We start from the raw sequence: 26,404 nt of genomic DNA on the forward strand, positions 1-26,404 counted from the left end.
TGTGAAGAGTAATTGATTAACACATTTATTGTTTGAGAGATAAGCTTTGTAAGCCGTTATAACAATCTCTTTTATATCAAGTTCCTACCCTAATGCTCCTTTCAGCTCACCAGGTATCCTTCCAAATAACTTACCTATGATCTCGAATGTTCATCCCAAGTATTGAAACAGGTTGACGTCTGCTCAAAGACCATTTATGTTAATAATTGATCCATAAGATCTTAACATATTCAATTTGGTTTAAAATACCCAAATACCAAATTCAAACCGCTCTAAAAGGAGAATATCTAAATCTAAAAACGTAATAACTAATCATTTTATACACTCGATTGATTGAGAGGGATAGAGCAGAGGGAATCGTACAAAAATAACTTAGAATTTGTTTTATATAAGGGATTATAGGTATGAAAACAAAGCAAGAAGTTTCTCATAATGACGAATTAAGTGGTTCAAATTCTTCTACAACACTACCAACAAAAGAAACATGGGTAACAACTAATACTTTAAATATTACCTTTGATTCTTATGATTTTAGTCTCTTCGTTACAGAGCAAGCCCCCATTCCTCACCGCATTGTTTTTAGTGGAGGTGGTTCCAGAATACTGGCTCATATAGGTGCACTTGATGAACTGACGAATCGAGGATTACTTTTCACTGAATTTTCCGGGAGTTCAGCAGGTGCCATGGTCGCAGCATTTGCGTATCTTGGTTATAATTGCTCTGAAATCAAGCAAATTATTTCCTGGTTTAATGAAGATAAACTGCTAGATAGCCCTCTCATTTTTAACCTCAATAACATAAAACAAATATTCAATAAAGGAGGCCTTAGTTCAGCCAAATTAATGCGTCAAGCAGCCAATTATGTCATCTTAAAAAAAGTAATGGATATTATATCGGATGAAAAATACAAGACCCACTTTGCTAAATTCCAAGACTTTCTTGAAGAAAACATATACAGTTGCCCGGAAGGTATCACATTTCAAACCTTAGCCAAAATCAAGGAAATATGTCCTGAATGTGAATTAGGGGAAAAACTATTTATAACTGGGACCAACTTAAGTACGCAACAACATGAAGTATTTTCAGTTGATACAACACCTACCATGGCCGTTGCCGACGCCATTATTATTTCTGCAAACTTACCTATTGCTTTTGAACGTATAAAATATCAAGGAAAAGTATACAGTGATGGGGGCATTGGAAATAATTTGCCAGCCACTTGTTTTACAGGAACAGGAAATAACATAACCTTTTTGAAACACAAGAATGATGTGGATTTTAGTGTACTTGCCTTACAATTTGATAATGGGCTTGAAGAGAATGCCCTTTATAGTCAAAACCCGGTATATAAGTGGTCATGGTTGAGTAATACATTCTATTCATTTGTTACGGGACATCTCAATGTTACTAATAATTGGCATGAGGATCTTCAAATACTTAGGAGACATGCACATCAAAGCATTTTAATAAAAACCCCTAATATTTCATTAACAAATCTCTCACTGAGTAAAGACATACAGGAAACACTGATTGAATCAGGCAGGACAGCCGCCAAGACTTATTTAGATTGCCATGGATATTGTATCGACACCTACGGACACATTGACCGCGATGAGTGGATGCATGAAAAATTTCAAAACCCTGAAGAGTTATTGGATTACTGTATTCAACAAAAGAATTTTGAATTGCTAAAAAAACTGCATCAAGCTATTTCCTGTTCTAGATATCTAGAAAAAGGGTACAAACACTATTTATGCGAATTGTGTGAAAGTATTCTGACAACTCATCCACCCTGCTCCACGGAAAAGCTTGATGTTGAAGAATCTGAAATTAAGCCAAAAGAAAAGAGCTTAATTCCAATGGAAAATAATAACAGGGACCTACGATTCTCAATGACATTCTTTGAGGCTCCATCTCTCCAGGACAAATTATTAAAAAAGGATAGTCCAGAATTAAAAATTAAAATATTTACAGGCCTATACCCTATATTAATTCAAAACTGGCAAAATTTGTGCCCTGTTTCCGGAATTAGCAACATATTAAATACAATTCGTATGTCATTACTTGATGTCGGTGCTTCACATACTTGCATGAAGGAATTGATCAATAAGCTCAGTGAGATTGAAATTGGGCATTTTTTGATATTTGTTTTTAAAGCGGCATTAAAACATTATGACGACAATGATTTTACATTGTTATTAAAAAACTTAAAGCATCTGCATAATTCTATAGAGTTAATTAGAAAAAAGCAGATAAATTCAGATGATAGATTTTATGGACGATGGAATTTTGAAGGCCACGATACCAAAAAAATTCTTGAATTCCTTAAAAAGGATGATATTACGAGTTTAATGAATATTTTAGAAGATAAAAAGGAGCTTCTGATCAGCAAACCTAAATAGTAATTAAATATAGGTGGCCATCCTCTTAATTGGGGCGCAAGCGGTTAACTATGCAATGGCCCCCTATTCACTGATCTGCCATTAAATTCTTCTATCAAAAAATCTATCTTTTGTCCCAATTGCCCCTTTCCCATTAGTTTTTCAGAGGCACTATAAAATGATTTTGTGAAATAAGAATACACATTATTTGAACTACTATCCTGAGTTCTGCGTTTTTGGATATCATCTTCTTCAGAACTCATGCTTAATAATAAGTCATTCACAAGGTTATAATAGGTAAAAAAATCCTCCTTTTCATAGTGTAAGTAAAGATCAGATGCCTTTTGAATATATTTAAGAACCAATTGTTTTTTAGTATCAAAAATATCTCTGTTACTTTTATTTATAGAAAACTCCAATTCTTTATCAAGAATATACTCATATAATACAAAAGAAAGCTGGTATACCCAGGGAACATCTCTTCTATTGCTAAACAATGATTCATCCATTAAGTGAGTAATAATAGAAGGGCATTTTTGAAACAATTCAAAGATTACATTAATAAAATTTGTCAAACTGGAGGTGAAAAAACTCTCATAAAGATCCGTTGTGAATTCCGTTTTAAATTCTTCATTATATTCTTTAACTGCAATTTTCACTTGCTTTAATGCCGAGTTAATTTCATCAGAAACTTGTTTAAAATAATTAGAATAGTTCTCTTTGCTTTTAACATCGATCAATGCAATTGTCTTAACTAAACACCGGGCAAATTCATTTCTTTGTATTAATAATTCAGCTTCCTTACCTTTATAAGTTTTCTCATCAGCCTGTGATTGGTAGGTATCTAATATTTTTTTACAGTAGCGGTCAGTGATAACTTTAAATATCCACATTATCTATCTCTCTGTTAGTCAACCAGAAAGCACGCCCAAAACTCCGCCTATTTTTAGCAGAGTATCCATTCTATTTTTCATAACGCACTCATTGATACAAAGCTTGAAATAATTTGCTTTAACCTAAAATGAGGTATTTATAAGCATCTAAACCCATCTTTGCAATTATTGAATTCAAAATGGTAGGGATAGCCATCGCGACCAATAGTAACTCATTGTAAGTTATAGAAAAAGTATCTTCATTCAGTTTTTTATGAAATAGTTTCAATATTTACAGTGAGTTATTCAAATATAAGGATACTAAAAGTGCGATCAAACACATGTGAAATAATGATTGAAACGATACTGGAGTAATCCAAGGTTTTGTTTTATCCTGTTTTTTTTTAAAACGTGTGGCGTATCATGTCTTCAACTGTCTCATATCAAGAACGTAAAGTCATTTTCTTATCCAGCCTTGGAGGTATGTTGGATTTTTATGATTTTGTCATTTTTGCCGTGTTTGCTTTAGACATAGGACAAAGTTTCTTTCCTAATGATAACCCCTTGTTTGAAATTATGGCTGCCTTTTCAGCCTTTGCTGTGGGTTACTTGGCAAGACCTTTAGGAGGAATATTATTTAGTCATTTTGGTGATAAATATGGCCGTAAAAAGTCTTTCATCTTCTCTATCATCATCATGGGCTGGACAACTCTTTGCATGGGTTTACTGCCTTCCTACCATGATTATGGATTGAGCATGCCGTTGATATTTTTAAGTTTGAGAGTCATACAAGGAATCGCTATAGGTGGTGAAATCCCGGGGGCGATTACTTACGTCACAGAACATGTGAAACGCAAACCAGGATTGGCTTGCGGTATCATTTTTTCATTTTTAAATTTAGGTATTATCATTGCTCATTTGTTTGATGCCAGCATCTCTCTCTTGATACCCCATTTGCCTTTTTATGTACCTGCGTGGCGTATAGCGTTCATCATAGGTGGGTTACTTGCCATTATCAGTTACTTTTTACGAACTTCACTGGAAGAATCACCTGAATATTTAAGCTTCCAACATAAGGTGCATAACATTCCCCTGATAGACTTATTCAAGCAACATCGTGAGGCATTAATAGTGGCAACACTCATCGTTGCCATACAAGCAACATTAATAAGCATTATTTATCTTTATTCTACCAGTTTCATGCAATTGACTAAGCTTTATAGTGAGAAAGAAATCACCAATATTAATCTCATTGGCCTTAGTCTATTTTGCTTGACTAATATCTTATGGGGAATGTTAGCTGATTATTATGGGCATAAAACCATATTAATAATAGGTGCCTTATTTTTAATACCAGGAAGCTTCTTCTTTTATCAAGGCTTGCTGAACCATAACAATGTCATTCTCCTCTCCCTTATCATGGCGATAATATCAGGTATGACAACAGGAAGTTTTGCAGCAGTGGTTGCCAAAATGTTTCCAACCCCAGTTCGTTATTCTGGTATAGGGGTAAGCTATAATTTAGCCTTTGCCATTTTCGCAGGTTTGAGTCCATTACTTACCACCAGCTTAATTGAAAAAACTCACAATATGATGGTACCTGCCTATCTCATGATGGCAATAGCATTCATTGGATTTCTTACCAGTCTATTCTCGACTACTCTCAAAGAATATATGAAGTAGCCGTAATTTAAGACTTAAAAAATTAAGACAGGCAACATTTTCATTTTTTCGTGCCAGATTCTGGATTATTTGAGATTAAAAAGGAATCAATGGTGGATTACCGTTGATTCCCACCTTACTTAATAGACTTCTTTCGAAACTCTACTGCCATGGAGAATTGCTTCGTCGATACGGTGCTACAATTCTCATGTATTGACGTGCACACTGCAGTTCTTCGCTCCGTTTCTCCTCGCACTTCTCTCATGGCAAGTTTCGAGAGAAGTCTAATGCCGATTAATTAGATCAATTTGCTTTTTAATTTGCTCTTTTGTATAACCATAATGTTTTTGTAACTTACCATAAATTTCCTGTTGATCTCCTTCGATCTCTTTTAATTCGTTATCAGTTAATTTACCCCATTGTTGTTTGATTTTTCCTTTTACTTCTTCCCATTGGCCTTCAAAAATATCCCTATTCATCATAGTTCTCCTTATGATTAAAGTTATAAATTGATGCTGCTTAATAAGCCTAGTAAACAATTTTTGGATTTCAAGAAAAAATCAATAATTACGGTTTAATTTTTATTCGTAACCAAATTAAAAATTAAACCGTAAATTAAAATCACAATTATTGAATAACAAAATAGTCCGGGCTGTAATCATAGCAATGTAAAGAAACGACATCATCACCAATTTTCACTTTGAACATAGCCGCATTGAGATCCACAAGCGATGGGTTAACTTGCTGATAACATACTCTATTCGTACCATCGATTGTAAAATAATAATAATCTCGGCCCGGATCAGCTGTAGTAGTTGTCACATAAGTACCTTGTTCGTCATGCACAACTATTGGGCTACCCGTTATCACGACTTTATCTGCCAATGCGTTTACATTAAAAAGTAACAATGTAACCACTACAATATTTAGGAGAAAAGCTTTCATTGCCCTACCCTCCATCTTTTCCATATTGATACGATAAGACAGGCTGTGATTTGATACTTTCTGTCCTTTTAGATGAATTAAGGAATCATCCATGATGTGTTGACAAAACCTAAATGAAGTGAAAATAGACATACCAGATGTCATGCCAACAAATCTCTATAAGTATAATACAAGATCCACATGTTAACAAAAATAAATCTATTTGATCAATTATTAAAAATTAAGTGTATTTTAAATCCATTTAGATCCTTTATACTTAGAGAAAGAATTACGATACTAACGGAATGCTAATATCTAAAAACAGTTTTTAGAAGAAGGAAGAGAACAATGACCAGAAAAGAATCAGCCATTGCATTTCTAACGATGGTAGCTCATGGAAACATTAGAGATGCGTATGAAAAATTTATCTCTATGAAATTCATTCATCACAATCAGTATTTTCAAGGTGATCGCCAGTCCTTAATGTTGGCAATGAAAGAAGCCAGCAAAGCAAATCCAAATAAGAAATTGGAAATAAAAAAGATTTTTGAAGATGGAGACATTGTAATCACGGTTTCACATGTCCAACAGAACCCAGATGACATTGGTAGCGCGGTTGTTCACATCTTCAGGTTTGAGGATGGTCAGGTAGTAGAGCTTTGGGACTTAGGACAACCGATTGTTAAAAACTCTCCTAACGAAAATGGTGTTTTCTAAATGCAACAAATAAAAAATCGTAACCAAAAAAAGAACATTTTTGCCCTGTTTGAGAAGACATACTGATTAATATTGACAATCAAAATATCCTGAAACATGATTAATATCGTACCTTTCTCTGTACGCCTTTACTTACAACATTGAGTAAGATGATCTCAATCTGAAGTAATGACTAACGGATCCTCAGGTCGAATCAATACATTACCAAATAACTGAAAAAGGAAGTTTCAATGAAAAAATCTAATCCTGTATGTTCGTTGTTAATGCTTTCTGCAATTATGTTTTCTCCTGTTATCAAGGCAAGTCCTGTAGGTCTCATTGTGGATATCTATTGTCCTGTTACCCAGAGCGCTCCAAATGTAGTTACTAATTTTGGAGATTACATTGCTGGTTACGGTATGGAAAATATTTTGTCGCAAAATAATCCAATTTATTTTAAATCCATTTCGCTGGCACATGATGTCCCTGCTCAACTTGGAAATTATTACAATGAAACCACCAGCTACAACAGCACAACTGGCCAAGTCACTTGCAGCTATGCAAGCAATAATCCAATAGAACCCAGGTTCGCTGTAGCATATACCTTAACAAACGGTAAAGGCGGAGCTGTCCAATGGCAATCTGGTAACTCGATCAATATCATTTTTCCAGTTGGTTTAAAAAATTAATCCATCGTTACCATTTTGCTTGGCAAGCCCTTATTAACACGTTAATAAGGGTTATGTTTATTCAATCTTATTAAGGGATTTCTCTGATTAAGTTTCAGTGACTTATTTAAAAATGCAAATCTGTACTTGCCAGATGTCCTGGACAATCAAATAATTAAAGCTACCGTTCCCATCCCCATTGAACAGGAACCTGGACAGTTACATGATACACAGACCATGAAAATACAATCAGGTTACTTAGACAGTATACTTAAAGTCAACAAAAATCTGATTTGCCTTCAAACGACCTGACCAGGGCGTTGCAGTCTGAAATCCATTGCTATTGGTATAGACAGTTGATGGCCCATTAAATTTACCGCCATCATAGTATCGATAACCGGCATCGACACTCATGTGGCTTCCTGCCGGATGAAAGTTCACCCCAGCAGACGCTTGCCACGCAAAGCTGTTTTTATCAGTAGGCTCACCAATACTTGAAGTTGAACCAATTGCAACACCAGCAATGGTTGTTGTCCCTACCGTATAAAAGTTTCGCACTTCATTATGAGCATAACCGATACCACCATCGATGAAAGGTGTCAAATCGACATTTGCCAGATTAGCCCAGGCATTTGCCGGATGTAAAAATCCGTTTACTAATAACGCCTTGTTATCAAGGCTAAAATAGCGAGTTCTTGCACTCCCTGTAAACCCAGGGGTACCTATAGTACCAGGTGGTGCTGATTGGAATTTTTGATAGTTAAAAACCTCATGATCAAGATAGCTTAAGCTCATATCAATATACTTATGAACTTGTTTGCCTATAGCAAAGGTATAGAATCCTCTATCTCCCAAATCAGAATCATAGCCCTGTAATGAAAAATCCCAAACAGCAGGATTAGGATTAGCAATACCTGGTTTTTCAGTCCAGGAATAACCAGTACCTATGGAAGCAAACCATGGATAGGCAGGTGGGACAGTTTCTCCCATGGTTCCGGCATATAAAGAAAACGAAGAAACACAAAGAGCAATTATGCCTAATTTTTTATTCACAATAACATCCTTATTTTATGGGAATCACCAGCATGCTGGTTGGTAGCCATAAGATTTAAACCTAATAGAAAATCATGGAATTCAGAGTAACCACATGTATACCTCTAACACACAAAGTTAATACATAAGTTATTTCTCTATAATTTTGTTTAAAAATATCAAAATCATATGAATAAATCCATTCTGAAATAAATTTATTTACTTATCTTTGTCCTGAAACAAAGCCACTGTATCAGGTAATCAAACTCTTAATAATCTGCTTCGCTTGTAATTGATATCTTCGAGTAAGCGGGGCGAGATACTAGCTTCGACTGTACCTATACTATCCATATCATTTGTTATTCATGCCTTAGGAAAGACGATCATTGGTATTATTTTTCTTTTTTTTTACTATCGGTGTAGTAATAAGTATAAGAACGACTCCTGTGAATGCTCCAAAGGCTGTCCCAATGCCAAGCAATTTTAGGCTGCCAATCACAGCGCCTATAGCCATTCCAATAGATAGCTCAATACTAACCCCGAGTGCAGGAAGTAAAATATCCGAAATATTATCTTTCGAGAGTACCTCGATTTGCTTTTTGTTCTTATAGATTTTAAAGATTGCCATGCTCCCGGTAAGCAATCCGCCCAAGAGTACTCCAATAATCAAACCAACAGTACCCCCCATAAGAAAATCTACATCGATGCCAAATTGATGATCTTTATATCCGGCAAACAATCCAAATAAAGGGGCAATATAACTACCAGATAAAGCTCCAATAACACCGCCTGCAACTACTCCGGGAATTGTTCCAACGACAGCTGCAATATATAAATTAGGATTTTTTAATAGATTTAGAAAACTGCTTGTAATATTCATGCTCAACAATTATCCCTGACATTTGAATACGACTAATTTATCAATGATAGTATCTATTGACAATCCAATCTTTACCGAAACCATTTCCCCTTGCATTACCCGACTTAATTGTTGTTCAATACTATTCGTAAGCACACTGTGACTTTCATTCACATTTCATAACAAATTAACCTGGCCCAGTTTTCTATTGGCATAATGTCATGTGATAACATGAGTGTATTTTCAACGTTTTGGATAGATTGGAATTTGTATTCTTCTAAAAGGATCATCAAATTTTGAATAAAAATATCATAATTCAATTGCAAATCGCTTTAGTTTTACTTGGCGCACCGATTTTTGTATTTCTCGATAGCCCATGGTTTGCCAATCATCTTTTTCAGGGACAAGATATAAATAATGTACTTATGTTTCTCTTTTATTGCTGGATATTTTTTCTTTCTAACCGCAGATTACACTGGCTAATGTTAATCATGATAGTTGCCAGTTTTTGCGCTGAAGTCATAGGATCAAAGATCTTAACCTTATATCAATATCATCTGGATAACATCCCTCCTTATATCCCACTAGGACACGCTGTTACCTATGCCATAGTATACCAACTATCCCGACAGCCATTCATATGGAATTACCATGTTGCTTTTGAAATTTTTTTACGTAAATTTGCTTTTATCACTTGTTTTATGTCGTTGATTATATTGAAAGATATCGCAGGTTTTCTTTGTTATTTGTTTTTTCTGGTTATTCTCAAACAGAGAAAGAAACCTTTATTTTATTTGACTATGTTCGCAGTCACCTACTATTTAGAACTAGTAGGTACAGTTTTTTCAGCGTGGTCTTATTATTTTGTTCTAGGCAATCATCCTGACTATCCTTCAACGTCGGTAACACCCTGTGGTATAGCGGGTGTTTATATGCTCGTTGATATAACCAGCAACTCAGCGTATTTCTATGTCAAAAAATTTAAAAAATACCTTCATAAAAATGATCGAGGCTCTCTGCATAAAATAGACCCTAGAAGCACTTTTACATAGTGGAATCGCAATTCATATTAGAGAAGCATAATATGGAGATTTTCTCTCACCATCCCCACAATTATGTTCTCGCTACCCCTTTTTAATATATCAACGCATACTTGAATAATATGAACCCCATGGTCTTTATACATTAGACCTCTTGCATAGCCTGATTATTTCGCTTTAGGGCAAGGCGCAAACGTTTTGAGGAGCTGAGTTTACATGTAGTAAATGAGCACCGCAGAAACGTTTGCAACGCAGCAATAAAACTAAAGAAACAGGTTATGCAAGAGGTCTATTGCCATATTTTACAGGGTTATACTGTATTTTTCATGAGAGACAACCGCAACAACACCCATTATCCTGAGAATAACGCTATGGATTTATAATAACCGTCGATTCTGGCGTACCACCCAAAAGACTGAATACCAAAAGGATAATGAATATTACGATAAAGAGGAAAAACAGAGCTTTCGCAATCCCTGTTGCTGCTGATGCTACGCCTCTAAATCCAAATAGACCTGCTACAATGGCAACAATTAGAAAAATTAAGGCCCAATATAACATGATTCACTCCTTATCTCTTAAGAGGTATTGTGTGCTTACTGAATTGTCATAATTAATGCATCAGAACGGCATCAATATCTTCTTTATCCTTGCAATCATCTCACTTGGGAAAATAGAATATTTACCCAATTTACAGCCATACTATTTAAATTGTAGACTATTTGATTCTATTGTCACAAAAAACAGACCATCAAAAAACTTTTCATTGTGGCAATATTTCCCTTAAATTATCCAAGATGAAAAAATTAGTGAAAAAACATCTTTAAAAAAATAGAGACACTATTCTATGAAAATTTATTATTTCCTTCTGCTTAGCCTATTACTGTCTTCTTTTGTTATAGCCAATACAATAAAACCCGTTTTTAAAAGCAGTATTACTCCTGTTCCGCAACCAGTGCAGGAAAAAATGCGTCAATACACCTGGCATGAAAACTGCCCGCTTGAGTTGTCTCAATTGGCCTATATTCAAATGACTTATTGGGGATTTGATAAAAAGGCTCATACCGGCACTTTAATTGTCAACAAAGAGTTGGCAAATGAAGTCGTTGAGATTTTTAAAGTTCTTTTCCAGAATCAATTCCCCATTGAACGTATGGAGCTGATGGATGAGTTTAAAGGAGATGATACTGCTGCCATGGCCGCGAATAATACCTCAGCATTTAATTGCCGACCTGTAACCGATCGACCCGGAGAGTTTTCCCAACATAGCTATGGACGCGCTATTGATATTAATCCTCTCATCAATCCTTATATTAAAGGCAAAACCATATTACCACCTCAAGGAGCTCCTTACGTGGATAGGTCAATCCCGGCCCCTGGAAAAATTGTCAAAAGCGGTATTGTTTATCAAGAGTTTACAAAACACGGTTGGGATTGGGCAGGAAACTGGTATGATGTTCAGGATTACCAGCATTTTGAGAAAAGAGCTAATGGTGAAAAGCGTAATCCTTACGGATATGGGAAATAAAATAAAGCGGGAATACTTAAAAATAAAAAGTGCACAACAGTAAGTTTTTGCGAACCGGATGTCAGAAAAGCCGGAGGTCATTTTATTGATGCCGGCATGGATGGTATAGTAGTAGACGGTAAATTAGTTACCGGAGCCACCTGGTTAGGGAATGCTCCCTGGATGAAAGAATTCCTCCATGTATTAAAAAATGAGGAATAATACTTATATCCGCAAATGGTGGCAAACTAGCTCTGGTTCTCAACAATCAGGCTAGGCTTGTTGTGGAATATTGTCTAGTTGCATCTTCACAATCCTGGTAATCTCATCAAGCATTTGTTGGCATAATTCATGATTATCTGGAAATTGCTTATATATAACATTAGCCAAAAAGGCAGACAAAGCCTGTGATACCACTTTACGATTACGAAAATGAGGTGGCAACTTTTCCACAGTTTGATTCAATGAAGACAGTAAATTTTGTCCTATAAAATTCATCGCTCTGGAATAATCTTCAGCTGTTAAAGTATCGACTGGTTGAGTGTTTTCGTTATCCCAATTCATTTTATATCCTGCCATTATTTGTTTAATGCGAGATTATAGAGTCTATCTCAAGCCACTTCAATGCTTGCCATTACTCTTTAACAACTTATGTTTTTTTTGGCAAAAATATCACACAGAAAACTTTGCAAAAGAGGCATTTCAATGCGTACCAGAAAAGCATTAAAGCGCAAACTCCAGTCTCTTCACAGACCCATTAGTATTATTTGAGCTATTGAAGCATCGCTGGCGTATGGATAGATCAACGAATTTTAGGCGCTTGGTAATGCGTAGTTTCTGTTGTATGGACGTTTTCAGATTCAGAAGTATAGTCTGTTTTAATAACGCTTAGTTTCGATTTGAAATCTTTGAAAGAATGTATTGAAGTTCTATCATTCATCTTATTATTTTCAGATTGAAATTGCTCCAATTTCCCAGTGTTTTTTTGAATATCGAGGTGCTTTTGCAAACCAAACTGATCTTTAACAAACTCAATAAATGACGCTATTTTAATGCCCATAAATTCAAAAGGTGATAGTTCATGGGATGATTTTTCTTTGATGACGTCATTCACTTGAGGACTGAATCTGGCTCCTTTTTCTTGCAACGAGTTAAGAATATGGATGTTTGTTTGTTTCGCTTGGGTAACACTCATGGACATATTTCCTAATAATAAATTTGCTTCCTTTTTATCAAGCAGATCAAGAATAGAATCGACCATGTAGATATTGTTTTTAGAAATAGCACTCTCTAGATAACCGGCAATATTTCCTGCAGGCAGCTTAACATTCTCTTTTCGTAATTCATTTAATAAAATTGATACACTTTCATGGGAATTGCTTTCTATGGCCTGATTAAGTATGTCCATACCACTGACTCTGGCATCCTTTTGCAGAATTAGTGTGCCTATGGAGTAATTTCTTTCAACATTTTTAGAATTATTTTTGGCAGGCAACGGTTTGTTGGATAAGGTAATGATATCTCTAACATGAGTATCTCTCATTGGAGAAAATGACATATCATTAGAGGAGACCTCTTTTTCTAAAGAGACACCAAACGTTTTAATATCGCTTATTATCTGTTTCAAGATATCGGGTTGCCCCCCAGATGCCGCTGCGCCCAAGATTTCCTTTGCTTTTTCTTCAGAATTGAAAAATTTTAAGTAGCGCTCACCTTGATCAAGAGAACTAATTTGATTAAAAACTTTTGGACTTCCAGTTACAATAGAAAGCATAAGCATATTTTCTATATCCTGCGCTTTTTCTTTCGGAGACATATTTTGTTGTATACGATTATTTAACACTTCAAATACCTGCTCATGGTTTCTATCTAGTGAGCAATACCTCATGAGATTCAAATCCTCTTCACTTGGCTGTATCTCATTAATGAGATATTCCACGAAGGATTTATCATTTACCTTAATAGACATAAATGCAGCCGGTATTTCTTTACCAAAAGTAAAGTAAGTTTTTGATAAATCTCCCGGTTTAAAATAGTCTTTATAAATCTCTTGTACTGACCGACGCGATATTTCTGGTTTTAAATCTGATCTTGTCAAATTTTGAAATGATAATCCAATAGTCTTACTTGGAAAAAGTTGATGAAATAGACTAGGCCCATTTTGATGAAAAACATTTGTTCTAAGTTCATTCACCAAATCTTTTTCATTTTTAAATGTTTTTTTCCCCTTAGAATAATTAGGATCATAAATCGTATACTGTCCATTCTTACGATGCACACTAACAGCATGCACACCGCTAGATACCAAAAAGGTTTCATTTTCCTGCATGTTAATTTCATCTCTTATAATTTTTTCCCAATTCTCTGCAGTGGTAACCATCGCCAGATGAAAATCAGAATCCAGTGGTTTGTCACCTACCTTAATCATCTTGTGAGAATCGTCTTGGCTGTACTGTTTATCCCATAAATCGGGTCTGAATGCCAATAACACCTGATGGATAAAATGATCCACATCTTCAGATGGATCCAAGTCACGAGTATCTAAGGAATCTTTTTCAGTCATTGCTGATATTTTATCCAGCATTTTATAGAATTGCGCCTCTTTTCCCTGGAGAGTGTATTGAGCGTGTATAATTGCTAACCCACGACAAACTCCACCCACATTCCATTCAATGGGCAAATTATTCCATTTTAAATATTGGTTAATAAGAGCAATTAACTTTCCCTGAGAACGATTTGAAGAAGACATATTGCATATTTTTTAATAAACATTCTTACTTATAATAATAATAGATCAACATTAACCATTTATTAACAAATTGTTCAAAATAAAACAACAACCAGTATATGTTCAATTTTTTATCATACAACATTAGCTATGAAAATTATTCTTGGAGAGTTGTCAGAAACTCATCAAATTCCTGTTATGCCCTATCCAAACCGGCTACAAATAAAAAATACAAACTTGAACCATTTTCAAACGTTATTTTGAATTATTTTACTTGGTTTTTGTAAATTCTAAGTAGCCACACAGTCTATGCACGTTAACTCAAGTCAATTCATTTTTAAAAACATCAGGATTTTGAGTTGATAAAGCATATGAAAACAGTATCATATAGCATTTTTTGGAAAGCTGATTCATCCGTGAACGAGGTGTGAGTTTGAGCAGAGATCTAACGTTATTTACTATGGCAAGACCCGAATTGAAATTTGTCAGATTATCAGAATGTATGGAGAATCTGGATACAGCAGCAATGTGGGCGAAGAAGGCATGGGGATATATGCATTCCGATGACGAACAATTCCATTATAAGCAACTGCAGGAATTGTGTGAGCATGTTTATATCGCCATGTATGGTGATCTGGCCGTGGGGATGCTGGCTGTCCTTGAAAAAGAACTCCATCTGGAAGAAAGTATAGAAACACCTATCTCCCCTGGAGTACCTGGGATAACCAATGCTTATTTGGACTATGTGTACATTGATGAACGTGCGCGAAACCTGGGTTTTGCGGGGTTAATCATTGAAAAGGCAAAAAGCCTTGCAAGAGAAATGAATGCTGAAATAATGTCTCTTGAAACACTGAGTTCTGCCTTAAATGGAATATACAAAAGGAAAGGAGGGAGAGAAGTTTGTGAGAGTCGATATAACGATTGTCATCCTACGGAAGTCATCAGACTACGGTTTTAACGAGGTGTATTAACCCTGAGTTCAATCTTCGCCGCACCATAACCCATATTTTATTCCATCCACTATTGTCCAATATTTAGACATTATGTTAAAATACAATCATAGGACAAGAAATAACACAGTCAACTATAATTAAACTATATCCTTAACCTGATGCGAGGTTATTATGCTTTCCAAGCTTTCCAAGTTACTTAAAAAGGAACCTAAACTTCCTCCCAAAAAGCCGATGCCACATCTTTCTGATTTTGAACATGGTGCATTACCTCGTGAGGATATGGATAAATTCACCAAGGAAGTCAATCGACTTATTGATCAGTATAATAAACAAGACAAAGATTCTAGTAAAATAGACACTCTAAAAGAAATACAAAAAAAAATTCAAGAAGTAGATTATAAGTATCGGCCAAGTCAACTGGCGAGGTCTCCTGGTTATCAATCAGCCCATGATTCGCTATTTAAAGACATACAGTATCAATATTCAAGCCTGGGAGTTTCCTCTTTCAACTCTCCAAAGAAATCTTCCTCTTTACCAGAAGTGATTGCCAATATGTCCCCCGAGAAGACCAACCAACTTCTTGGTATTTTGAATAAGGGTAAAGAAGCAGATTTAGACAATGAACTCAAAGCTCTCTATCAACCAACTGATAAGAGTGAAGAAGCAAAAGCCTTTCGTCAATTTCTTAAAGAACATGAAATTAGCTTTTTGGGTGGAGGTAACTCTAAAAATTTTAAAGTAACACGACTCAAAGACGGTACTGAATCCGTTTTAAAGGTAGATAACCGCCTCAATATGCCCAGAAATGTTGAGTCTCATTTACGAGAAAAACTGGGAGATAAATTTGCTCCAATAGACACAGAGAGGACAGCCATAAGCAAGGATTCTGAGGGGAAACCTATACAGAGAACTCTTCTTGTCACCGAATTTTGTAAAGGAGGTAGTGTTGATCAACAACGAAATCAACTAACTACTGTACCAAAACTGGTGGAAAGTACTGGTAAAATTTTTGAACAAATGTCAAGTGTTATGCTGGATATTCAGGAAGCAGGATGTATGTTTCCTGATGCAAAAATCACCAACTGGTTGGTCGATGAAAATAATAAAATTCGTCTGGCAGACACCAAGAGTTTTCTTTTTACAGACAAAAATGGAAAGTACCACTCAAATATACCAGGAAATGAATATTGTGGATTTCTATCAACTGGGGGCTTTCGACCTCCCGAGTTTGATGGGTCGTCTTCAATGAGTTCAGATTCAGTCCATGCTTATATTTTGGGGAAAAACTTATACTATTATACCTCTGGCAGGCTTGGCAAAGGAGATGACGGGTCCAAATATGATTTTAGTGGTCAATTTTTTAAAACGAAAGAAGGGCCAGAATATAAGGAAATAATTGAAGGATTAATTAAACCTGACCCTTCTAAACGCATGCCCGTAAGAGAAGCGGTAGATCGTTTGTTTATGATTAATAATCCCGAGTTTAAGGATGTTTTTACTGATCTTAAGAAATTAAAATTTGGTGAAAATGATAAAGTAATGAACGATTATATTCGTGATAAGCAAAAACAAATCAATAGCACGACAAATCCCGACGAACGTGCCAAAATTTTAAAAGAACTGGAAACTACCGTTAGTAAATTAAAAGAGGATAAAGCAACCCAAGAAGTAAAAAACGTAATTAATGGTTTTAGAGAGAGAGCTGGCCTATTCACGGTAGGTATGAAAGCCAAGGCAACCAGAATTGAAAATGAAATGAGCAAATTGTCTATAGAAGAACGATCTAATTTTTTCGGCTCGGATAAATCAGAACAAGTGTTGAAAGCCATCGCATCCCATCGCCATTGGGGAAAAGGTGGAAAGACTTATGTCACCAAAGAAGGAGAAATTGATCAAGAAAAAGCGGCTCAAAGCTTTAAAGATTTCAAAAGTAAATTTAAAGCTCAAATGGAGGCCCCAAAACAACAGAAAGAAGACGAACATGTTAAAAAAGAAGAAAGATCATATAAATTTTAATTAAAGGATAATAAAAGATGAAATTTAATTTATTATGCTCAGAGATAGGAATCAATTCTGACCAATCATCCTCAAAAAATCTTGAACTTCTAAAGCAGTGGTTTCAAGAACACGTGTCTACTGATGTTTATTTCTCGGGAGATGAAAATGAGCAATTTGAACAATGCAAAGAAGTAACGGAGTTATACCTGGATCTTATTCTTCCCGAAACAACTCATGATATTGGAAAATCAAACCCGGTATTAGAGGGGGAAAGTGTCATTTCTGCTCTCGCATCGATGGGTTTTGATCGAGTTCTTTTCTCTTTAAAACCAGAACAATCTTTATTAAATGATAAAAATATAGATGGCTTAACTCCATTACATTTGGCTGCTCTTGAAGGTCATTTAAACACCATACAAGTCTTGCTTTCTATGGGCGCTGATACCTGTATTCTTAATAAGCAAAATCAATACCCTTTATTTAGCGCACTAATTTTACCAGTACTTCATGATGATCAGCAAAGACAGAATAAAATCAAAATTTTTAAGCTATTAAAAGATAAAGGAAATCAACCTTTAAATCATCGAGATGATAATGGTAATACTGTTTTACATCAGATGGCACTTCAAGGTTTCGATGAGTTACTTAAAGAAACATTGGCAACCAATGAAGATCTTGCCTATATAAAAAATAATCATACCCATTACCCCATACACACTGCAATTTTAAACAATAAAATTCAAAGCGCTATCCTTTTACTGCAAGTTAAAGATGGAACTACCCTTACTGACAGTAATGGTTGGACGCCGTTACACTATGCTGCACGTTTCGCGAACAAGCCTCTTATGGAAGAGTGTTGTAAATTTGGTACCAATAAAGACCCTGTTGATTTCCTTGGAAGAACACCTCTCATGCTCGCTGCGGAGCTGGGAAGACTTTCTGCGGTACAAACTCTTATTGCACATGGAGCCAAAACCGACTTAACTGACTCAGAAGGATTTAGCATTCTGCATTATGCGGTAAAATCTGGTAATTTAGCAGTGGTTCGCTGGTTCATTGAGAATACTAATGTCGACATTAACGCAAAAGATAATCAGGATAATACTCCTTTGCAAATTTGTAAAACAACCATTAGTGAGACGGAAAATATGGAAGAAATAAGTGCATTATTGCTAGAACATGGAGCAACCCCCCCATCCTTATACAATAACCATTGAGTTTCTAATCACTAGTATCGATTAGATTTAGACACCGATTATAACGCGTAAGAGAGGCACGGCCATACTCTTACGCGTTAGGTAACAAATGCTTTTAACTACTAATCAACCATCACATTATCAGTTTCTTCTGCATGAGCCAAAAATAATTGATAGACGGCTGCAACAGACCTATTTCCAGTTGGATCAGACTGCGTTTTTAATTTACAGAAATTGTCTGCCCATTCCGATGTTCTGATTCTCAATGGCGGATTGTCACTATTAACTACTGCCACCACACAATCAGCAACTTGATCACTACTTTGATAAACACTGTGTCCAGTTGAGGATTTTAGGCGATTTCTCGCTTCTTCAAAATATCGTTTAAATATTGGTGCGTATTCATCATTGTCTGAACCATGCTCTATATTACTATTTTTTATAACATTATTAGAAAACTCTGAAACAATCCCTCCGGGCTCAATAGCGGTAAATTTAATATTAAAAAAGGGTTGTATATAACTGGCCATACTTTCAGTCAGGCCTTCCACTGCAAATTTAGATGCACAATAAATCTCATTAAAAGGCTGTCCGATTAGGCCTCCAACAGAAGTTATATTAATAATTTGCCCTGATTTTGCCTGACGCATCGCAGGCATTACTGCCTTGATTGTTCGTACAACGCCCATGAAATTAATATTCATTACCTGATTTATCTTTTCTTCCGAGGTTTGCTCCGTAGTTTCCACGAATCCCATACCAGCATTATTGATCAGGCAATCAATACGGCCATTTTGATTAAGAATAGTTGACACAGCCTGTGTGACACTTTCTGTTGATTCAACATCCATCTGGATTAAGTGAATTTTGAGGTTTTTATTGATCATAGCCTGTTTAAGTTGATTGGCTTTATCAAGATTACGCATGCTGGCATACACAGTCTGTCCCTGTTCTGCCAGTTTTATCGATACGCTTAACCCCAAACCGGAAGAAGTCCCCGTAACTAATATTACTTTTTTCATAATTTTTATGACTCCAATGTCTGTTAAATGGATTGATCCAAGAGTTATAACGCAAATTCCACTTAAATATCAATTACATAAAAAACTTGAGAAGCTAATCGTCATTGAATAAGCAAAATATGGTAGAGTGGATACGCTTACCAGGAGATATTGCAAAGGATACTTTTAAAAAATCTAACAAAACCTAATTTAACCTGCTCTGGCTGACTTCTTCATGGGTAAGATCTTTAGATATTTTATGTGAAACAAGTATCTCTTCCATTGATTTATTAATAATCTTATCCAATTCCCCAATTTTCAGTTTGGATATTTCCTTATAATGCTTAGTTAGGTCTTCACGTGCTTTACCTAGCGCTTTTGTAATAGCATTGATATCATTGCCCATGCCCTTTTCATTGAGATCAATAAGCCTTTTTTGCAATGTGTCCGCAATTTTTTCTTTGATTTCTGAATGAAGTTTGGGAAAAGGAATGTTGAAAAAGTTCAAAACGTCTTTGACTGAGTTCCAAAACGAATTTCGATTTTTATAACTATCTAATCGATGAATAATTTTATCAGTCATATTAGTTTCACCATAATGGGCATTCGAGAGCTGATTCAAGGTTCGAGACAAGGACTGCAAGTTTAAGGTTTTTTTCGGATCATCTGAAAATGCGAAGTAGGCTTCTTGTAAATAACTTCTTGCGAGTTGATTATCGTCTTCCGGTTTGGTGACTTTAGCATTTAATTCAATCACCTCACTTCTTATTTCACGATATTGCTGTTGGCTATCTTTGCTACCATCATTGACTATGCTATCCATTCTATCCATGGCTTTACGAATTTCCCCTCTTTGGGTATCCGATAACACTTCATTATGTTGCAGATGTTCCTGTAGTGCCGCTTTCACTTGTTCGCAATATTGTCGTGCATTGGGAGAAATATGATTAATCTGTTGCCAGAGAAAACCTTTTTCATTTTTGGACTCTAGAGTATGCTTTACCTCTTCAATAGTCTGTTCCAAATATTTGATAGCCTCGCTATCCGGTTTTTCTCTTGATTCCTTCACTCTTTCTAGCAACAGGTTTTTAACTGCACCATTAGTTGTATTCTTTTGATCACAATGATAGTGGTAATAATTCGCAATAGAACTCAGTGAATGTTGCAAATAAGAGAGCCTGTCCCTTACCAAAGGTTGACGGAAGCTTCTTTTTTCATCTCGATCAACGCCAGAAGGTTCTGGCAATGATTCTTCAATATTTTTCTCGTCAATTTGAAACTGTTTGGCGAATGATGTAAAAAAATGTTCATACCTTGGATCGTCTGACAACGTTTCCAGTTCCGCTACAACCTCTTCTTTTTTGGTTTGGCCACCATGATTTTTTTCAAAAAGCCAGTTAAATGACTTGGGATAAAATTGTTTAAACAATTCCCGATGTTCCTGATTGACAAACAATTTGTAATTTTGTACATAATTTTCACGTTTAGACAAAATACTTCGTTCGTGATACTTTGTTGTCTCTTTGGCATAGCTCCATTCATTTTCTTTCATACCGCATAACAGCTCAAAGCGTTTTTCTGGAGATAAATCAGGAGACATTCTAATCTCCTCTTTTTTATCTCCTACCTTGGCAATAATCGGTGGAGAAATCTCTATAGGAAGCAATGAACCTGTTTCTCTACAAAATCTATTCAGATCATCATGTAACAAAATGGCAGTATGATTCGTGGTGGGGATCTCGGTAATCCGATTGCCGGTATTATGTTCTCCATAATAAATTTTAACCGTCGCTTTAGTCTTTTCCGGATCCGCAAACACATATCTTCCTAGATGTTGAGGGTCAAATCCATGTCTGTATTCATGCAACATCAATGTAGACTCAAAATATTCCACATTTGGCGGAACAGTATAAGAGGGTGGATCATCACGTCGTCCAGGTCCTGGTACCTGATCGATGAGAAATAAATTAACTTTGATATCAGGGTACAATTGATAAAGGACATTAGCCATTCGCATACAAGCGTCTGCTCCACGGCTAAATCCGTGCAGATTTACTGTTTCAGGTAGTTGGCCTCCATTTTTTTCAATGATATCACTAAGATAAAGCACTGCCTCAAACAATAAATGTTCTAAACCTTCTCCAGCCAAATTCCCTGTCAGCTTTTGCATTGCATTAGTGATAGTCTGGGAAATTGCTGGATTAATTAATACCTTGGAATTATCAGTTGGATTATAAATATAAGTACCAGGAATAGGATCCTTACTATTGATTGACTTTGGTTCTGAGCCAGGACCATCAAACAATCTGGTCACTACTGTAGGATCATCTTTATGAACTTCCGTGATTGTGTTATGAAAACTGGTAAGAATATGATGAGTCTTTTCGCGATGTTGTCCTGTACCCAAAAAACTTAATGCGACTGTTTTTACTTTTTTTTCAAGAACGTCTTTTTCTGATGTGCTCATAATATTAAATGACAGAACCATATTGGTTATATTTTAAACCAAAAGGGCTATTAATGCATTAAAATTAAAAAAATAAAACAAATAAATTCCAAAAAAAGATTGGTTTCGCACAAAAATGGAGTACAAATTAGGAGCAAAAATAGAAAGATACTTAATAGGCAAAAAGTAATATCGCAGGCTGATTATGATTTTTTCTATATCAAAAAGTCCTCATTCATGCCATTTTAATTACCATTAGCTGTACAGTACAAGAATTGCTACCCTTGACTTAATTAGAATTTACGCAAAACCCCAATCTTTGTTAAAAAATGTTTTTAATTCGACATTTAGTTTATCTAAACTCTCTCATTAAAAACATTTGTTGCCTTGATCTTGCAATTTTGTGTAAGTTTTATTAGGGTCTGTTGACATTTTGTTTTCATGAGCCTGCTAAAGCGTCTACGTGCCGCGGCTTGTCTCTGAGGCATCCCCTAAATTAACTACACACAATTCAGGATAATTTATCCTCTAATTTTGGTGGTGTCGTCCCGGAATTTAGCACATCTTAGTGAGCTTTCGAACTTGGACGCACTTAATGTCCGGGACGACACCCATAATTTGAGATAAAATCAACTTAAACTAGTATTAATAATTTATGAGGGGATACCTCAGGGCTTGTCCGCGGCATCCATGGGATCTCCGAATGCCGCGGACAAGCCGCGATACGTTGGGGCTATAGAGCAATTGTCAACAGCCCCTAATAATGAAAAATTTTTTAAGCAAAGATTCAGGGAGTGAAGATGAAAACAAAACTAACGATTTTACTTTTTCTATGCTTCACTTCATCCTATGCTAATCAACAAGTGTTAGTTCTATCTGGAGGAGATAATCCTGGCCTCAACCACTATACCCAATACCTGCAAACAAAAACCCTTTACGAACATTTAATCACTCGCTTTGATCCTAAAACGGTCAGTATCTATTTTGGAGGAGGCAATAACCCAAACACACAACCCGCCCCCTTTGATGTTCACAAACTCATTAATACCAAAGAAGATAAACAAAACAAACAGGATGTCATGTTTACTGGTATTATTGCAAACAACCAGCAAGCCAATAAACACAATATTGATGCCTTTTTTTTATCTTCCAAAATTCAACAAATCAATCCTAATGATAATTTACTGCTTTTCGTCAGCGACCATGGCATGCCTCATGGTTTTTTAGAAGATAAAAGTGCTAAACCATATAGTAACAACTGCATTGATCTGTGGCATTATCAAAAACCATTTATCAATAATTTCACCAACGCAAAGAACTTTCGTAAAGCTTGTTTATCCAAAAACGAGTTATCATCCCTGCTTTCCCTAATACCTGGCCAACACGTCATTTTTGCTATGTCCCAATGCTATTCAGGTGGATTTCATCAATTATCTGTTACAACACAAGAAGGATATCCTGTAGCCGACCCTAAAATTTGTGGATTTACTTCTTCAACAGACGATCACTATGCCAGTGGCTGTACTGCTGATGCCAATGGCGTAACCTATCAAGGTTACGAACGTTCTTTTACAGAATGGTACACTGGTCATAGCGTCATCGATGGGAAAAAAATCAGAGAACCCGCTAAAAATATGTTGGCTGCTCACCAAAACGGACTAATTGAGGATATGACCGTAGATATTCCCTTAAGTACCTCTGATTATTATTTACTACAATGGGCCAAATTATTTACCTCAGAGCATTTTAAGTCTCGTATTACCAATTATGATAACAAAATGATTCAATCGATTTATCTGAATTATAAAAAAGAACTTCCATCCATCAACGACAGTGCTCTCTCTCAATTTATTAATGTTGCACGTGCCTCTGAGGATAAAATCATTCAATTAATGCCTGAAGCGCGTGAATTTGCCTCCTGGTCTTTAACGGAACAAAAGCAAAAAATCTACTCCCTTGAAAAGCGATTAGAGCAACAAGGTAAAGAATTGGAAACCATTTGGGAAGGCATGATGAATCTTACCCTTAATGTCATCATGCCAAGTTGGGAAAAAGCGGTTAATCAATCACAAAGCCAGACTCTAAATGAGAAGCAACAAGCTTTTGAAAAAGAGTTTTACCAAACAATAGTGAAACACAATTTATATAAATACCCCTATCAATTTGAAATGTATTATTTGCAATATCTATCAGAAAAACATAACGACCCCGACTTGGTATCCTATCAAAAAAATCGCAACGCCATTATTTATAAATGGGCGCTCATCCATAAAAATGACTCTCTTGCGAATGCGATAAAAAATTTGGAAAAACTAAACAAGAAACAAATGGCCTTAACTGAGCACCTGGCTGAAGAAGAAAAGAAAAAACAATGGCTAAGGCGAATATTTATTTACAATCAGATCATTGCTGCCTGGACAACGTTATTGACAATCCAAGATCAAAAGGCCCTGCAAGATCTTGATGGTTTGATAAAATGCCAAAATGCGAGTTAAATGTCTCATTACTTCTATAAACCATTGAGAACAGAATATATTCCGTTTTTGAGGCATTCTAAATGAATGAATATACCTCTGCTTTTAACCCAACTTACTTTCTGAGTGCTATTTTAAAAAATTGTTTCACATAAAAAGCATAAATTTGCTTTTTTATCTTAATAATATTTTAATAATTTTAGCGTAAAATGGTTTAAATTTTATTCATTATGTTTTTTATATGTCATTCAATCTGTTTAATAAAGACTATATTAAAAAATCTATTCACCTGACAGGTACCATCAGAGGACATAAAAATGGTCCTCCACTTATAGTACGGCCTGATAAGATAAATCAATTACTTCAGGACAATCATTGCAACACAATAACTAAAGGAAATAAGGTTTATAAAGTTCTTCGCTTTTTGTTAAGAACAAACGGTGAGCTTGTGTTTGCTCATGAAGGCTATCCCAGCGGTCTTATTCCAGCCCATTGGCATATGTCAGGAACTACCATGCCTTTGGATGCAAAGTGCATTACTGCAGGTAACGTTTTTTTTGATGAAGAGAATAACTTACGATGCATCAATCATAAAAGTGGTGATTTTAGACCACCATTTGATTCATTACAATTTGTATTTCCTGAATTAATTAAAGCCAAGATTCCACTAGCCAATAAACTTGCGATTCAAAGATTGAATTCCTCTGGTGTTCAAGAACAAACCTATGAGGTTGATAGTAAAGACATTCTATCTTATTACGGCTCACAAGAGTACAAGGACAAACAAGAAAACTTTTTGGGCATTAAAGTAGACGAAATACCAGAGAAAATTCACATTCAGAACACTGATTCTGATGGATATACCAAAGATCTGAATCATGATTTAAAGCTGTTAAAACAATTTCATGATAAAAAATTAGCCCTCAATGTCAATAATCAATACGGTTTTGAGTACAATCAGTCCGTTATAAATTTTTATAACAAGGCTGTTGAGATTCGTAAATCAGGTTTACCTCTTAAAGAGGTATCACAACGTTTGGTACAATTAGCACATGATCAATTTCAACACCGCCACAGCACAAGACGATTAGTTGCAGACGCATTACTTGTGATTAGTTGCTTATGTGGTGGTTTAGGTTTATTGATAGGTATAGGCAGAGTAGCTATGGGACATACTTTCTTCTCTAGCTGCGAAATGACATCCCGAGAGAAAGATTTTGCTCAAAACTGGATTAAAAAGAATGTTGAGGATGACCCAAATAGAGGTCATATATTGAACAATCCTGTCTCTGTTGCCAGTGCTTGATTTATGAAACATCATAATAATATCAACATGAAGTAGAATATTTAGTAGCCTCTAAATCGATTCTAAGGAAAGCCCATGAAAAATACTGTTCGTTGTGTAGTAACAGAAAAAAGAGATAATGGAAAATCATTCATTTCTGAAAACAAAAAGATCCCTATGGGGCCTTTAGGAATTTTCGATTTCTGGGCTACCGATCAAATTCCTGCCCCCACCAGAGGCCAAAATGCTCTGCAAGGGAAACCCACGCGTTTGGAACCTTCTTCCAATGGAACTATATTTCGTTTTTTTGAAATTCCACCCGTAGATCACAGTTTATCTCCAGAAGAAGCAAACAAAAAGGCAAGTGAAGTGTTTGCAGCTGCACATGCTTCGCACTGCAGGGTAGATACCAGTTTAAATCCCATGATGCACACAACAAAATCCATAGATTACGTGGTTGTTCTCAAAGGAGAAGTAACACTTTTACTCGATGAAGAAGAAGTCACTTTAAAACCTTTTGATGCTGTAGTTCAGCGAGGAACTAATCATTATTGGATAAATAATGGCACAGAGCCTGCTTTACTATTGGGGGTTTTGATTGACGCAAAGGATTAAGATAACTGATGAAAGCACTAATTAATGTGATTATAGATAGGATCTATGGGTTTAAATATTAGAG

The 26,404-nt window shown here is 35.7% G+C and carries 23 protein-coding genes; 13 read left to right on the forward strand and 10 right to left on the reverse strand.

Going from position 1 to position 26,404, the window contains the following annotated elements:
• Positions 1 to 404 precede the first annotated feature (404 nt).
• A complete protein-coding gene (locus tag ACZ5EK_RS12645) occupies positions 405 to 2,402 on the forward strand; it encodes a patatin-like phospholipase family protein (protein ID WP_464429996.1) in 1,998 nt (665 codons plus the stop codon).
• A gap of 44 nt (positions 2,403 to 2,446) precedes the next feature.
• Here ACZ5EK_RS12645 and ACZ5EK_RS12650 read toward each other — a convergent pair whose 3' ends face one another.
• Complete coding sequence (locus tag ACZ5EK_RS12650) at positions 2,447 to 3,274, reverse strand: hypothetical protein (RefSeq protein WP_464429999.1); 828 nt, start codon at positions 3,272 to 3,274, stop codon at positions 2,447 to 2,449.
• Between the two features lie 402 nt (positions 3,275 to 3,676).
• Here ACZ5EK_RS12650 and ACZ5EK_RS12655 point away from each other — a divergent pair, with 402 nt between their 5' ends.
• Positions 3,677 to 4,936: an MFS transporter gene (locus tag ACZ5EK_RS12655; protein ID WP_464430001.1), complete on the forward strand. Its 1,260-nt coding sequence runs from the start codon at positions 3,677 to 3,679 to the stop codon at positions 4,934 to 4,936.
• A 263-nt stretch (positions 4,937 to 5,199) separates the two neighbouring features.
• Here the strand turns inward: ACZ5EK_RS12655 and ACZ5EK_RS12660 are convergent, their stop codons facing one another.
• Positions 5,200 to 5,394: a CsbD family protein gene (locus ACZ5EK_RS12660; protein WP_464432502.1), complete on the reverse strand. Its 195-nt coding sequence runs from the start codon at positions 5,392 to 5,394 to the stop codon at positions 5,200 to 5,202.
• Positions 5,395 to 5,542: 148 nt separating this feature from the next.
• Complete coding sequence (locus ACZ5EK_RS12665; protein WP_464430002.1) at positions 5,543 to 5,860, reverse strand: hypothetical protein; 318 nt, start codon at positions 5,858 to 5,860, stop codon at positions 5,543 to 5,545.
• A gap of 327 nt (positions 5,861 to 6,187) precedes the next feature.
• On the opposite strand from ACZ5EK_RS12665, the gene ACZ5EK_RS12670 reads away from it, so the two are divergent.
• On the forward strand, positions 6,188 to 6,556 hold the full coding sequence (locus tag ACZ5EK_RS12670; RefSeq protein WP_464430003.1) for a nuclear transport factor 2 family protein: 369 nt from the start codon (positions 6,188 to 6,190) through the stop codon (positions 6,554 to 6,556).
• Positions 6,557 to 6,786: 230 nt separating this feature from the next.
• Positions 6,787 to 7,224, forward strand: coding sequence for a hypothetical protein (locus ACZ5EK_RS12675; RefSeq protein ID WP_464430004.1), 438 nt, complete (start codon positions 6,787 to 6,789; stop codon positions 7,222 to 7,224).
• A 237-nt stretch (positions 7,225 to 7,461) separates the two neighbouring features.
• On the opposite strand, the gene ACZ5EK_RS12680 is transcribed toward ACZ5EK_RS12675, so the two are convergent.
• Together ACZ5EK_RS12680 and ACZ5EK_RS12685 are read right to left on the reverse strand one after the other, a co-directional pair.
• The gene (locus ACZ5EK_RS12680; RefSeq protein WP_464430006.1) at positions 7,462 to 8,256 is read right to left on the reverse strand and encodes an outer membrane protein; all 795 of its coding nucleotides are present in this window, start codon (positions 8,254 to 8,256) and stop codon (positions 7,462 to 7,464) included.
• A 349-nt stretch (positions 8,257 to 8,605) separates the two neighbouring features.
• Entirely contained in the window at positions 8,606 to 9,115 is a 510-nt protein-coding gene (locus tag ACZ5EK_RS12685) for a hypothetical protein (RefSeq protein WP_464430007.1), read from the reverse strand.
• A gap of 275 nt (positions 9,116 to 9,390) precedes the next feature.
• Here ACZ5EK_RS12685 and ACZ5EK_RS12690 point away from each other — a divergent pair, with 275 nt between their 5' ends.
• On the forward strand, positions 9,391 to 10,146 hold the full coding sequence (locus ACZ5EK_RS12690) for a hypothetical protein (RefSeq protein ID WP_464430008.1): 756 nt from the start codon (positions 9,391 to 9,393) through the stop codon (positions 10,144 to 10,146).
• A 357-nt stretch (positions 10,147 to 10,503) separates the two neighbouring features.
• Here the strand turns inward: ACZ5EK_RS12690 and ACZ5EK_RS12695 are convergent, their stop codons facing one another.
• A complete protein-coding gene (locus ACZ5EK_RS12695) occupies positions 10,504 to 10,695 on the reverse strand; it encodes a DUF1328 domain-containing protein (RefSeq protein ID WP_464430009.1) in 192 nt (63 codons plus the stop codon).
• 286 nt (positions 10,696 to 10,981) lie between these two features.
• Here ACZ5EK_RS12695 and ACZ5EK_RS12700 point away from each other — a divergent pair, with 286 nt between their 5' ends.
• Both ACZ5EK_RS12700 and ACZ5EK_RS12705 read left to right on the forward strand, forming a co-directional pair.
• The gene (locus ACZ5EK_RS12700) at positions 10,982 to 11,662 is read left to right on the forward strand and encodes a M15 family metallopeptidase (protein ID WP_464430010.1); all 681 of its coding nucleotides are present in this window, start codon (positions 10,982 to 10,984) and stop codon (positions 11,660 to 11,662) included.
• A gap of 12 nt (positions 11,663 to 11,674) precedes the next feature.
• Complete coding sequence (locus tag ACZ5EK_RS12705) at positions 11,675 to 11,863, forward strand: hypothetical protein (protein WP_464432503.1); 189 nt, start codon at positions 11,675 to 11,677, stop codon at positions 11,861 to 11,863.
• A 51-nt stretch (positions 11,864 to 11,914) separates the two neighbouring features.
• On the opposite strand, the gene ACZ5EK_RS12710 is transcribed toward ACZ5EK_RS12705, so the two are convergent.
• Both ACZ5EK_RS12710 and ACZ5EK_RS12715 read right to left on the reverse strand, forming a co-directional pair.
• Positions 11,915 to 12,205: a hypothetical protein gene (locus tag ACZ5EK_RS12710; protein ID WP_464430011.1), complete on the reverse strand. Its 291-nt coding sequence runs from the start codon at positions 12,203 to 12,205 to the stop codon at positions 11,915 to 11,917.
• A gap of 238 nt (positions 12,206 to 12,443) precedes the next feature.
• A complete protein-coding gene (locus ACZ5EK_RS12715; RefSeq protein WP_464430012.1) occupies positions 12,444 to 14,390 on the reverse strand; it encodes a hypothetical protein in 1,947 nt (648 codons plus the stop codon).
• Positions 14,391 to 14,796: 406 nt separating this feature from the next.
• On the opposite strand from ACZ5EK_RS12715, the gene ACZ5EK_RS12720 reads away from it, so the two are divergent.
• The 3 genes from ACZ5EK_RS12720 (at position 14,797) to ACZ5EK_RS12730 (ending at position 18,540) form a co-directional block, all read left to right on the forward strand.
• Positions 14,797 to 15,330 carry a GNAT family N-acetyltransferase gene (locus ACZ5EK_RS12720; protein ID WP_464430013.1) on the forward strand — a complete coding sequence of 178 codons (534 nt, stop codon included), beginning with the start codon at positions 14,797 to 14,799 and terminating at the stop codon, positions 15,328 to 15,330.
• A gap of 166 nt (positions 15,331 to 15,496) precedes the next feature.
• On the forward strand, positions 15,497 to 17,341 hold the full coding sequence (locus ACZ5EK_RS12725) for a hypothetical protein (protein ID WP_464430014.1): 1,845 nt from the start codon (positions 15,497 to 15,499) through the stop codon (positions 17,339 to 17,341).
• Positions 17,342 to 17,358: 17 nt separating this feature from the next.
• Positions 17,359 to 18,540, forward strand: a complete 1,182-nt coding sequence (locus ACZ5EK_RS12730; RefSeq protein WP_464430016.1) for an ankyrin repeat domain-containing protein — start codon at positions 17,359 to 17,361, stop codon at positions 18,538 to 18,540.
• Between the two features lie 101 nt (positions 18,541 to 18,641).
• Here ACZ5EK_RS12730 and ACZ5EK_RS12735 read toward each other — a convergent pair whose 3' ends face one another.
• Both ACZ5EK_RS12735 and ACZ5EK_RS12740 read right to left on the reverse strand, forming a co-directional pair.
• Entirely contained in the window at positions 18,642 to 19,541 is a 900-nt protein-coding gene (locus ACZ5EK_RS12735; RefSeq protein WP_464430018.1) for an SDR family oxidoreductase, read from the reverse strand.
• Positions 19,542 to 19,725: 184 nt separating this feature from the next.
• Entirely contained in the window at positions 19,726 to 21,987 is a 2,262-nt protein-coding gene (locus ACZ5EK_RS12740) for a Dot/Icm T4SS effector Lem25 family protein (RefSeq protein WP_464430019.1), read from the reverse strand.
• Positions 21,988 to 22,766: 779 nt separating this feature from the next.
• Here ACZ5EK_RS12740 and ACZ5EK_RS12745 point away from each other — a divergent pair.
• The 3 genes from ACZ5EK_RS12745 to ACZ5EK_RS12755 all read left to right on the forward strand — a co-directional run bounded on the left by ACZ5EK_RS12745 (position 22,767) and on the right by ACZ5EK_RS12755 (position 26,340).
• Entirely contained in the window at positions 22,767 to 24,461 is a 1,695-nt protein-coding gene (locus ACZ5EK_RS12745; protein WP_464430020.1) for a hypothetical protein, read from the forward strand.
• A gap of 220 nt (positions 24,462 to 24,681) precedes the next feature.
• Positions 24,682 to 25,746 carry a hypothetical protein gene (locus tag ACZ5EK_RS12750; RefSeq protein WP_464430021.1) on the forward strand — a complete coding sequence of 355 codons (1,065 nt, stop codon included), beginning with the start codon at positions 24,682 to 24,684 and terminating at the stop codon, positions 25,744 to 25,746.
• A gap of 75 nt (positions 25,747 to 25,821) precedes the next feature.
• The gene (locus tag ACZ5EK_RS12755; protein ID WP_464430022.1) at positions 25,822 to 26,340 is read left to right on the forward strand and encodes a cupin domain-containing protein; all 519 of its coding nucleotides are present in this window, start codon (positions 25,822 to 25,824) and stop codon (positions 26,338 to 26,340) included.
• The last annotated feature ends 64 nt before the right edge of the window (positions 26,341 to 26,404 follow it).

The sequence above is a fragment of the Legionella sp. JM-2024 genome, from assembly GCF_055389095.1.

Bases quoted from the DNA above. Each gene is read 5' to 3' on its own strand.
- ACZ5EK_RS12725 (WP_464430014.1), top strand. From the start codon at position 15,497: ATGCTTTCCAAGCTTTCCAAGTTACTTAAAAAGGAACCTAAACTTCCT.
- ACZ5EK_RS12745 (WP_464430020.1), top strand. From the start codon at position 22,767: ATGAAAACAAAACTAACGATTTTACTTTTTCTATGCTTCACTTCATCC.
- ACZ5EK_RS12695 (WP_464430009.1), bottom strand. From the start codon at position 10,695: ATGTTATATTGGGCCTTAATTTTTCTAATTGTTGCCATTGTAGCAGGT.
- ACZ5EK_RS12750 (WP_464430021.1), top strand. From the start codon at position 24,682: ATGTCATTCAATCTGTTTAATAAAGACTATATTAAAAAATCTATTCAC.
- ACZ5EK_RS12715 (WP_464430012.1), bottom strand. From the start codon at position 14,390: ATGTCTTCTTCAAATCGTTCTCAGGGAAAGTTAATTGCTCTTATTAAC.
- ACZ5EK_RS12655 (WP_464430001.1), top strand. From the start codon at position 3,677: ATGTCTTCAACTGTCTCATATCAAGAACGTAAAGTCATTTTCTTATCC.
- ACZ5EK_RS12730 (WP_464430016.1), top strand. From the start codon at position 17,359: ATGAAATTTAATTTATTATGCTCAGAGATAGGAATCAATTCTGACCAA.
- ACZ5EK_RS12650 (WP_464429999.1), bottom strand. From the start codon at position 3,274: ATGTGGATATTTAAAGTTATCACTGACCGCTACTGTAAAAAAATATTA.
- ACZ5EK_RS12700 (WP_464430010.1), top strand. From the start codon at position 10,982: ATGAAAATTTATTATTTCCTTCTGCTTAGCCTATTACTGTCTTCTTTT.
- ACZ5EK_RS12675 (WP_464430004.1), top strand. From the start codon at position 6,787: ATGAAAAAATCTAATCCTGTATGTTCGTTGTTAATGCTTTCTGCAATT.
- ACZ5EK_RS12755 (WP_464430022.1), top strand. From the start codon at position 25,822: ATGAAAAATACTGTTCGTTGTGTAGTAACAGAAAAAAGAGATAATGGA.
- ACZ5EK_RS12660 (WP_464432502.1), bottom strand. From the start codon at position 5,394: ATGAATAGGGATATTTTTGAAGGCCAATGGGAAGAAGTAAAAGGAAAA.
- ACZ5EK_RS12735 (WP_464430018.1), bottom strand. From the start codon at position 19,541: ATGAAAAAAGTAATATTAGTTACGGGGACTTCTTCCGGTTTGGGGTTA.
- ACZ5EK_RS12685 (WP_464430007.1), bottom strand. From the start codon at position 9,115: ATGAATATTACAAGCAGTTTTCTAAATCTATTAAAAAATCCTAATTTA.
- ACZ5EK_RS12665 (WP_464430002.1), bottom strand. From the start codon at position 5,860: ATGAAAGCTTTTCTCCTAAATATTGTAGTGGTTACATTGTTACTTTTT.
- ACZ5EK_RS12710 (WP_464430011.1), bottom strand. From the start codon at position 12,205: ATGAATTGGGATAACGAAAACACTCAACCAGTCGATACTTTAACAGCT.
- ACZ5EK_RS12740 (WP_464430019.1), bottom strand. From the start codon at position 21,987: ATGAGCACATCAGAAAAAGACGTTCTTGAAAAAAAAGTAAAAACAGTC.
- ACZ5EK_RS12645 (WP_464429996.1), top strand. From the start codon at position 405: ATGAAAACAAAGCAAGAAGTTTCTCATAATGACGAATTAAGTGGTTCA.
- ACZ5EK_RS12670 (WP_464430003.1), top strand. From the start codon at position 6,188: ATGACCAGAAAAGAATCAGCCATTGCATTTCTAACGATGGTAGCTCAT.